This window comes from Corynebacterium sp., assembly GCF_030535495.1.
Classification (GTDB): domain Bacteria; phylum Actinomycetota; class Actinomycetes; order Mycobacteriales; family Mycobacteriaceae; genus Corynebacterium.
The window spans coordinates 1-9,060 of sequence record NZ_JAUNRW010000085.1 but is presented as its reverse complement, the minus strand read 5'-3'; the positions used below and the strand labels follow the sequence as shown (position 1 = coordinate 9,060).

Genomic DNA, 9,060 nt, shown 5'->3' with positions numbered 1-9,060 from the left:
CCCACAGCTCGTCGAACATCTGCTTGTCGTCGCCGAGCTTGGTGCCGTAGGACGGGATCATCTCGTAGAGCTTCGGACCCCAGTCGATCATGCGCTCACCGAAGCAGCGCTCGAGGAGCTCGAGCATGGCGGCCGGGGCGATGGAGGCACCCGGGGATGCGCCCAGCAGGCCGGCGATGGAGCCGTCGATGCTGTTGATGAGGGTGGTGCCGAACTCGAGGGTGCCGAAACGCGGCGCAGCGGCCGGCTTGATCACCTGGACGCGCTGACCGGCGACGACGGTCTCCCAGTCCTCGGCGCGGGCGGAGGGGACGTAGTCACGCAGGTCGACGAGGCGCTTCTCGAAGTCCTTGGCCACCTCCTGCACCAGGTACTTGGTCAGAGCGAACTCCTTGACGCCGACGCCGAGGTAGGACGGGATGTTGTCCGGGCGGATCGACTTGAACAGATCGAGGTAGGAACCCTCCTTGAGGAACTTCGGGGTCCAGCCGCCGTAGGGGCCGAAGAGCAGGCCCTTCTTGCCGTCGATGACGCGGGTGTCCAGGTGCGGGACGGACATCGGCGGGGCACCGACCTTGGCCTTGCCGTAGACCTTGGCGTCGTGCTGCTCGATGAGCTCCTCGTTGGTGCACCGCAGCCACAGGCCGGACACCGGGAAACCGGCGTAACCGTTGACCTCGGGCACGCCTGCCTTGCGCAGCAGGTCGAGGGCGTAGCCACCGGCGCCGACGAAGACGAACTTGGCCTTGACCACGGAGGTGTCACCCGTGTGGACGTTCTTGACGGTGATCTTCCACTTGGCACCGTCCTTCTTGATGTTCTTGACCTCGTGGCCGTAACGGACCTCGGTGCCCGATGCCTCGGCAGCAGTGAGGAACTGCTTGGTCAGGGCGCCGAAGTTCACGTCGGTACCGATGTCGGTGCCGGAGTAGGCGACCTTCTCCGCACCGAAGTCACGGTCCTTGGACATGACCGGCAGGCGCTCGGCGAACTTGGCGTCGTCCTCGACCCACTCCATGCCCGGGAAGAGGATGTGGTCCTGCAGTGCCTCGTGGCGGCGCTTGAGGTAGTCGACCTGGTCGTCGCCCTGGGCGAAGGCCAGGTGCGCGACCGGGTTGATCCACTCCTTGGGATCGGCCAGCACACCGTTGTCGATCTGGTGGGACCAGAACTGGCGGGAGACCTGGAACTTCTCGTTGATGCCGATCGCCTTGGAGACGTCGATACGCCCCTTGACCTCGGGGGTGTAGTTCAGCTCGCAGAGTGCGGAGTGACCGGTGCCGGCGTTGTTCCACGGGGACGAGGACTCCTGGGCGGGGCCGTCCAGGCGCTCGAAGATCATCTGGGACCAGCTGGGCTCGAGCTCACGGATCATCGCTCCCAGGGTGGCGCTCATGACACCTGCGCCGACGAGGGCGACATCGACCTCGTCAGTGACCTGGGGGGCGTTCTTGTTGTCGTTGGACACCTTGCATTACCTCATTCGTCGTCGAAGGTTCTGGCCATGATGGCCCGCGCCGGGTGGCGGCAACTCCCGGCGGGCAGGACAATTCCGGGTGCGGCTCGTCCGTCCTCGGCGGCTGAGCCCGCTCCCCATGTCCGGTACACATCAACCTTACGCCCTCGATTCCCGGGGGTGTGACGAAGGTCGGGAAAACGCGAACTTATCCCCGTCCATCACTCCCCCCGCGCCCTGCCCCCGCACGTCGTAATAGGGTGGAGGGCATGAGTGTCGTCGACGTCTCCGACTGGTATCCGGACCTCCTCGGGCCCGATTTCTCGGCCCTGGACATCCACCTGGGCCCCGACCCGGAGGGGGAAACCGACATCGTGGCCACCCTCGTGCGCTACGGCTCCCCGGTGCCGGGTCGCACCAGCATGCTGTGGGTCCACGGTATGACGGACTATTTCTTCCACGCGCACATCGCGCAGGCCTTCCACGAGGCCGGATTCAACTTCTACGCCCTTGACCTGCGCAAGTGCGGCCGTTCCCGACGCGACGGCCAGCGCTGGCACTACAGCACCGATTTCCGCCGCTACTTCCCGGAATTGACCGCGGCGCTGGACATTATCGACGCCCCCGTCATCCCCGTGGCCCACTCCACCGGCGGACTCATTGTGGCCTTGTGGGCGGATCATCTGCGCCGCAACGATTCCGCCCGCCATGCGCGTCTGGCCGGGATCGTCCTCAACTCCCCGTGGTTGGACATGATGTATCCGCGGGCCGCGGTGGCGGTGATACGTCCGGTCGCGGGGGTGCTGGGTCGCCTGCTTCCCGCCGTGAAGATCCCGGGCGGCAACTTGGGAACGTACGGTACCTCCATACATAAGGACCACCACGGCGACTGGGATTTCAACGTCGACTTCAAGCCGGTGGGTGGCCACCACAAGTACCTCGGCTGGTTGCGGGAGGTGCTGCGCGGCCAGAAGCTGGTGCACACCGATCAGGTGGATGTCGGGGTCCGCGTGCTCACGCTGTGTTCCAGCGCCTCGCTGCTGGGGCGCGGCTACTGCGAGGACTCCCACTGCCACGACACGGTGCTCGACACCGCCCAGATTCAACGGTGGGCCCCGCACCTGGGTGAGGATGTCACGGTGCATCCGATCGAACGCGCGCGACACGACGTCTTCCTCTCCCGCAGCGAGCCGTTGGCACAGGCCCTGTCGACGACAATCGGCTGGGTACGTCGCGAGTAGACTCGGCGGCTGACATCAGCCACATGCGTACGGAGGATTGCGTGAACGTCGATAAGCACTACGACCTGATCATCATCGGCACCGGATCAGGAAACTCGATCCCGGGACCGGAGTTCGACGACAGGTCGATCGCCATCGTGGAGAAGGGTGCTTTCGGCGGCACCTGCCTCAATGTCGGGTGCATCCCGACGAAGATGTTCGTCTATCCGGCGGATATCGCGCATTCCGCGCGCCACGCCGGCAAGCTGGGTTTGAGCGCGCAGGTCTACCGCGTCGACTGGCCGGCGATGGTCTCCCGCATTTTCGACGAGCGCATCGACCTCATCGCCGAGGGTGGCGAGGCGTACCGGCGCGGCCCGGCGACCCCCAACATCGACGTCTACGGCGGGCATGCCCGTTTCGTCGGCGAGCGCACCGTGCAGGTCGGTGAGTCGGTGATCTCCGGCGATCAGGTGGTCATCGCGACCGGGTCGCGCCCGATGATCCCGGCGCAGATCGCAGAATCCGGCGTGCGTTACCACACCAACGAGGACATCATGCGTCTGGAACAGCAGCCGCAGTCCATCATCATCGTCGGTGGCGGGTTCATCGCCCTGGAGTTCGCGCACGTCTTCGAGGCACTGGGCACCAAGGTGCACATTGTCAGCCGTTCCGGTCTCATGCGGCTTATCGACGCCGACATCTGCGCCCGAGTCAATGAACAGGCGGTCAAGCGTTTCGACGTCCGCGTGGGCCGCACCATCGCCTCCCTGGAGGAGGATTCCCGCGGTATCACCGCCACGCTGGACGACGGCGCGGAGATCACCGCCGACGTGCTTCTCGTGGCCACCGGCCGCCTGCGCAACGGCGACCAGATGGATCTCGAGCGCGGCGGGGTCGCCATGACCGCCGACGGGCGTATCGACGTCGACCGGTTCGGGCGTTCCGTCTCCGCGGAGGGGGTGTGGGCTCTCGGCGACGTCTCCTCCCCGTACATGCTCAAGCATGTGGCCAATGCGGAGATGCGCGCCGTGCGCCATAACCTGCTCCACCCCGAGGACATGCAGGAGATGCCGCACAAGTTTGTCCCGTCTGCCGTGTTCACCAACCCGCAGATCGCCACGGTCGGGATGACCGAGAGGGCGGCGCGGGCGGCCGGCCACAATGTCACGGTGAAGGTGCAGAACTACGGTGATGTCGCCTATGGCTGGGCCATGGAGGACACGACCGGAATCTGCAAGCTCATCGCGGACAAGGACACCGGCCGGCTGCTCGGCGCCCACTATTACGGACCACAGGCCTCCACGCTCATTCAGCAGATGATCACCGTTATGGCCTTCGATCTCGATGTGCGCGAGGTGGCCACCCATCAGTACTGGATTCATCCCGCGCTGCCGGAGGTCACGGAGAACGCGCTGCTCGGTCTGGACTTTTCCTGAGAGCCAGCTGCCACCCGCTACCCCCGAAAGAGCGTAGCGGGAGAGCACCACTTCCCACATCGGCTGACTCCCGTAGCGCTCACACCCAGCGACCTCACGAATCACTCAATTCACATTAGTCACACCGCACACAACTATGGCCAGAGAAACTACTCATCGCGGCAAGGAAAACCCCTTGTCAAGGCCGCTATTCCCCCACCGTTCGGCACCCGCCCCCTCGGATACCCGCCCCCGGTATCACCCACCCGCGGGGCGGGCCTGTGAAAAAAGTTCTCGACAAAACATGCCCCGACAGGAAAAAACTCCCGGCGGTGGCCTATTATTCCATTGCGCCTTGAATATGCCGCGACTCTGCCACCAATCCGGGTTCTTCCCGGCCCAGCTTCACCTGGTTGCCAGAGTCGCGGCACCAGATCACAGGCACACGGTTTCTGCCCAGTAGGAAGCCACGTTCACTCCGACAAGTAAAGGACCTAAATATGCGCTCCATTCGCATTGCCGCCGTTGCTGGTGCTTCCGCACTCTCCCTGATCTTCGGCACCACCGTCGCGACCGCCCAGGAGGTCAACGCCGACCACGCCATCGTCGAGCCGGCACCCGAGCCTTCCGCGCCCGCTCCGGAGGACGGCTACACCCCGTCCCTGTCCTCCAAGATCAACACCGGTTCCTCCATGGAGGGTGACCAGGCTGCCAACGGTGTCGCACTGTTCGGCTCCTCCAAGGACGGCTTCGGAGATCAGCCGCGCTGGGCCCAGGTCATGTACGCCGGCACCGTTCTCGGCGCCATCGCCTCCTTCATCGGCATGATTGTCGGCCCGATCCACAACTGGTTCGTCCACGGCCAGTAAGCCAGAACGATTTCATCCGACAACACATCCCTCTGAAAGTAAGGTAGATCAATGCGCAAGTTCCGCAACGCCTCCATCGCTGCTGCCACCGCTGTGGCCCTGACCCTCTCCGGCACCGCTGTCGCTTCCGCTCAGGACGACGACCCGCAGGTCGGCCGCACCTCCGTCTCCATGTTCGGTTCTTCCCAGACCGGCAAGGAGCAGGACGCATGGCACGAGGGCCCGGACGGCACCCCGGTCGTCGGCACCGACCAGCAGGTCGTCGGCACCGACCTCCTCGGCTCCATCACCGCTGATGACAACCCGAAGTGGGCTGAGTCCTGGAAGTCCATCACCACCGTGGGCGTCGTCGGCGCCATCGCCGGTGCCATCATCGGTGGCATCAACTGGCTGAAGTTCCAGGGCATCCTGCCCTACTAGTCTCCACGGTGCACACGGCACCCGGACACTATCGAGAAGGCGCGTCCCCCGCGGGGGGACGCGCCTTCTGGCGTTGGGGGGTTATCAGTCGGCGAGTGTGAGGATCTCGTTGCCGTCCTCGGTGATGACGATGGTGTGCTCGAACTGGGCGGTGAAACGGAAATCGGTGTTCTGCACGGTCCAGTCGTTGTCCCAGATGCGGTAGTCCAGGGCTCCGAGGTTGATCATCGGCTCGATGGTCAGGGTCATGCCCGGCTCCAGGATGTCGCGGTAGGCGGTGGAGTCGTAGTGCAGCACGACGAGACCGTTGTGGAAGGTCGGGCCGACACCGTGGCCGGTGAAGTCCTGGACGACGTTGTAGCCGAAGCGCTTGGCGTAGGCCTCGATGACGCGTCCGATGACGTTGATCTCGCGCCCCGGCTTGGCCGCCCGGATGCCGCGCATCATGGCTTCCTCGGTGCGCTCGACGAGCAGGCGGTGTTCCTCGCTGACGTCACCGGCCAGGAACGTGGCGTTGGTGTCGCCGTGGACACCGTTCTTGAAGGCGGTCACGTCGATGTTGACGATGTCGCCGTCCTCAATGACCGTGTCGTCCGGGATGCCGTGGCAGATGATCTCATTCATCGACGTGCAGCAGGACTTGGGGAAACCGCGGTAACCCAGCGTCGAGGGGTAGGCGCCGTGATCGAGCATGTACTCGTGCGCGATACGGTCGAGCTCGTCGGTGGTCACACCCGGGGCGACAGCGGCGCCGGCCTCCCGGAGGGCGTTGGCGGCGATCCTCGACGCCTCCCGCATGGCCTCGATGATCTCGGGGGTCTGCACGAAGGGCTCGCCCACGTTCTCCTGGACATCGTCCTTCCACACGTACTCGGGACGTTCAATGTCGGCGGGAACGGTACGGATCGGAGACATGCGGCCGGGGACCAGAGGGGAACGTGAAGTCATGCCTGTCATGGTAACCCGCGCTCGGCCCGCATCCCGTCGAGGGTGGTGAACATGTGGTCCGTGATGGCCACGGCCGTCTCCGATCCCCCGCCGAGAACGACGAGGGTGGCGAAGGCGATGTCATCGTCACGGAACCCGGCGAACCACGAGTGGGATCCCTGGTTGATCTCCGCCTCACCGGTCTTGCCGTGGATCTCGCCACCGGCCGCCATACCGCGGGCTGTCCCGGTGGTGACCACCGAGCGCATCATCTGGCGCAGCTGAGCGAGAGCCTCCGGCGAGGGGGCGGGGACCTCCTCGGAGACGTCGGTGGCGTGGCCGTCGATAAGCACCGGCACGGGGGTTTCGCCGCGGGCGGCCGTGGCGGCGACGAGTGCCAGTCCGAAGGGGCTGGCCAGATCGAGGCCCTGTCCGTATCCCGCCTCGGTGCGCTCGAGCGGGGTCTCACCCTCGGGCACGGAGCCGGTCACGGTGTGCAGGCCGGGGATCCGGTAGTCGACCCCCAGGCCGAACTGCTTGGCGACGTCCGCCAGCTCCCCCGGGGCCAGCTGCGTCGACATGTCCGCGAACGTGGTGTTGCACGACGACGCGAACGCGCGCTCGAGCGGCACGTTGCCCAGGGAGAACTGGTTGTAGTTGTTGACGATGCGCCCGTAGATGTTCATCGATCCCGGACACGGGACAATGGAACCGGAACCCAGTCCCTGGCGCTCCAGGCCGGCGGTGGCGGTGATGATCTTGAACACCGATCCCGGCGGGTAGAGCCCGGAGAGCGCGAGATCCCCCTTCCGGTCCGCGGCCTCCGTCTGGGCGATGGCCAGCACCTGCCCCGTGGACGGACGGATGGCCACGAGCATGGCCTCCATCTCCGCACGCAGATCGACCGCCTGCTGGGCGGCCTGCTGGATGTCGTGGTCCAGCCCGATGCGGATGGCCGGAGCCGGGCGGGCGGCATGGTACTCGACGTCGTCGATCGGCGCGCGGTGCTCGTTGACGGCCGTGACGCGCCAGCCGTTGGCACCGTCGAGTTCATCGGCGACGATGGCGGAGACCCGCGCCATGACGTCGGGGGCGAAGGAGGGGTCGCGATTGACCATCGCGGCCTCGTCGTTGACGATGACCCCCTCGATGTCCGCCAGTTCCTCGGTGACGCGCGGGCCGTCCTGCTGGTCGACCATGGTCACCGAGTACACACCCCGGGCGCGGGAGAGTTCCTCCGCCAGCTCGCCCGAATCGAGGCCCTCGATGGTCCGGGCAAGACGCGCCGCCACCGGGCGGACGTCAGTGACCTTCCCCAGGTCGACGAGCACGCGGTACATGGTGCCCGGCTGGAGGATCTCCACACCGTCGGAGGAGACGACACTCGCCTTCGTGGCGGGCACCGGGCGCAGCTCCAAGTGCTGGTTGGCGCCCAGCCGCGGGTGGATGATGGTGGGCTGCCACCGCACCGTCCAGTTCTCGGCGGTGCGGGTCAGGGTCAGTGATGTGTCGTAGGTGAGTTGACGATCACGTGGCAGCTGCCAGTCGAGGGTGTAGTGCGCGGTGGCGATGTTGTCGCGGACATCCACCTCCCCCAAGGTGGTGGTCAAAGCCTCGGCCTGCAGCCCGGCCCAGGTGGCGTCGATGATGTCCTGGGCGGTGGCCGGATTGTCGATGACCGCCGCGAGATCCTCCCCGTCCCGGGCCGTCAATGCAGCGAGAAAGTCCTCCGCCACCGGCGTGGCGTCCAGGGGTTTCGGCGTGCACGCTACGAGACCACCCACCAGGGCGGCCACGAGCATCACCCCACGTACTTTCCCTGTCATAGACGCAGGTTAACAGCCCGGCCGCGGGTCAGGCCCCAGGGACTCGCCCTACTTGGTCACCTTCACCTCGGGGCGCGCGCCCTCGACCTCCTCGAGGCCCTCCTCCTCGGCGATGCGCATGGCCTCCTCGATGAGGGTCTCCACGATCTTGGACTCCGGGACCGTCTTGATCACCTCGCCCTTGACGAAGATCTGTCCCTTGCCGTTACCGGAGGCGACACCCAGATCGGCGTCTCGTGCCTCGCCGGGTCCGTTGACCACGCAGCCCATGACGGCGACGCGCAGCGGGAACTCCATGCCCTCGAGTCCGGCGGTGACCTCCTCGGCGAGCTTGTACACATCGACCTGGGCCCGACCACAGGACGGGCAGGAGACGATCTCCAGCTTGCGGGGGCGCAGGTTCATCGACTGCAGGATCTGGTCGCCGACCTTGATCTCCTCCACCGGAGGGGCGGACAGGGAGACACGGATGGTGTCGCCGATGCCCTCCGAGAGCAGCGCGCCGAAGGCCACGGAGGACTTGATGGTGCCCTGGAAGGCCGGGCCGGCCTCGGTGACACCGAGGTGCAGCGGGTAGTCGCACTGCGCGGCGAGCTGGCGGTAGGCCTCGACCATGATGACCGGGTCGGAGTGCTTGACGGAGATCTTGATGTCGCCGTAACCGTGCTCCTCGAACAGGCCGGCCTCCCACAGGGCGGACTCGACGAGGGCCTCCGGGGTGGCCTTGCCGTACTTCTTCATCAGGCGGGCATCGAGGGAGCCACCGTTGACGCCGATGCGGATGGGGATGCCCGCATCCCCGGCCGCCTGGGCGACCTCCTTGACGCGGCCGTCGAACTCCTTGATGTTGCCGGGGTTGACGCGCACGGCGGCGCAGCCGGCGTCGATGGCGGCGAAGATGTACTTCGGCTGGAAGTGGATGTC

Annotated in this window: 8 protein-coding genes; 4 read left to right on the top strand and 4 right to left on the bottom strand. The window is 66.0% G+C overall.

Annotation, left to right across the window (positions count from 1 at the left end; translation table 11 throughout):
- On the bottom strand, positions 1-1,468 hold a 1,468-nt coding region (mqo, locus tag Q4F73_RS09710), incomplete at its 3' end, for a malate dehydrogenase (quinone) (protein WP_303359147.1).
- A gap of 257 nt (positions 1,469-1,725) precedes the next feature.
- On the opposite strand from mqo, the gene Q4F73_RS09705 reads away from it, so the two are divergent.
- From Q4F73_RS09705 to Q4F73_RS09690, 4 genes are all read left to right on the top strand, one after another.
- Positions 1,726-2,697 carry an alpha/beta hydrolase gene (locus tag Q4F73_RS09705; RefSeq protein ID WP_303359146.1) on the top strand — a complete coding sequence of 324 codons (972 nt, stop codon included), beginning with the start codon at positions 1,726-1,728 and terminating at the stop codon, positions 2,695-2,697.
- 23 nt (positions 2,698-2,720) lie between these two features.
- Positions 2,721-4,115, top strand: coding sequence for a mycothione reductase (gene mtr / locus Q4F73_RS09700; protein WP_303359145.1), 1,395 nt, complete (start codon positions 2,721-2,723; stop codon positions 4,113-4,115).
- 479 nt (positions 4,116-4,594) lie between these two features.
- Positions 4,595-4,963: a hypothetical protein gene (locus tag Q4F73_RS09695; RefSeq protein ID WP_303359144.1), complete on the top strand. Its 369-nt coding sequence runs from the start codon at positions 4,595-4,597 to the stop codon at positions 4,961-4,963.
- 51 nt (positions 4,964-5,014) lie between these two features.
- Positions 5,015-5,383 (top strand): hypothetical protein, encoded by a 369-nt coding sequence (locus tag Q4F73_RS09690; protein ID WP_303359143.1) that lies wholly within the window; start codon positions 5,015-5,017, stop codon positions 5,381-5,383.
- An 84-nt stretch (positions 5,384-5,467) separates the two neighbouring features.
- On the opposite strand, the gene map is transcribed toward Q4F73_RS09690, so the two are convergent.
- The 3 genes from map to ispG form a co-directional block, all read right to left on the bottom strand.
- Positions 5,468-6,340 carry a type I methionyl aminopeptidase gene (gene map, locus Q4F73_RS09685; RefSeq protein ID WP_303359142.1) on the bottom strand — a complete coding sequence of 291 codons (873 nt, stop codon included), beginning with the start codon at positions 6,338-6,340 and terminating at the stop codon, positions 5,468-5,470.
- A complete protein-coding gene (locus Q4F73_RS09680) occupies positions 6,337-8,136 on the bottom strand; it encodes a penicillin-binding transpeptidase domain-containing protein (RefSeq protein ID WP_303359141.1) in 1,800 nt (599 codons plus the stop codon). Before Q4F73_RS09680 ends, map begins: the two co-directional genes overlap by 4 nt.
- A gap of 48 nt (positions 8,137-8,184) precedes the next feature.
- The coding region (ispG, locus tag Q4F73_RS09675; protein WP_303359140.1) for a flavodoxin-dependent (E)-4-hydroxy-3-methylbut-2-enyl-diphosphate synthase at positions 8,185-9,060 on the bottom strand (876 nt) is incomplete at its 5' end.

Bases quoted from the DNA above. Each gene is read 5' to 3' on its own strand.
- Q4F73_RS09705 (WP_303359146.1), top strand. From the start codon at position 1,726: ATGAGTGTCGTCGACGTCTCCGACTGGTATCCGGACCTCCTCGGGCCC.
- mtr (WP_303359145.1), top strand. From the start codon at position 2,721: ATGCGTACGGAGGATTGCGTGAACGTCGATAAGCACTACGACCTGATC.
- Q4F73_RS09695 (WP_303359144.1), top strand. From the start codon at position 4,595: ATGCGCTCCATTCGCATTGCCGCCGTTGCTGGTGCTTCCGCACTCTCC.
- Q4F73_RS09690 (WP_303359143.1), top strand. From the start codon at position 5,015: ATGCGCAAGTTCCGCAACGCCTCCATCGCTGCTGCCACCGCTGTGGCC.
- map (WP_303359142.1), bottom strand. From the start codon at position 6,340: ATGACAGGCATGACTTCACGTTCCCCTCTGGTCCCCGGCCGCATGTCT.
- Q4F73_RS09680 (WP_303359141.1), bottom strand. From the start codon at position 8,136: ATGACAGGGAAAGTACGTGGGGTGATGCTCGTGGCCGCCCTGGTGGGT.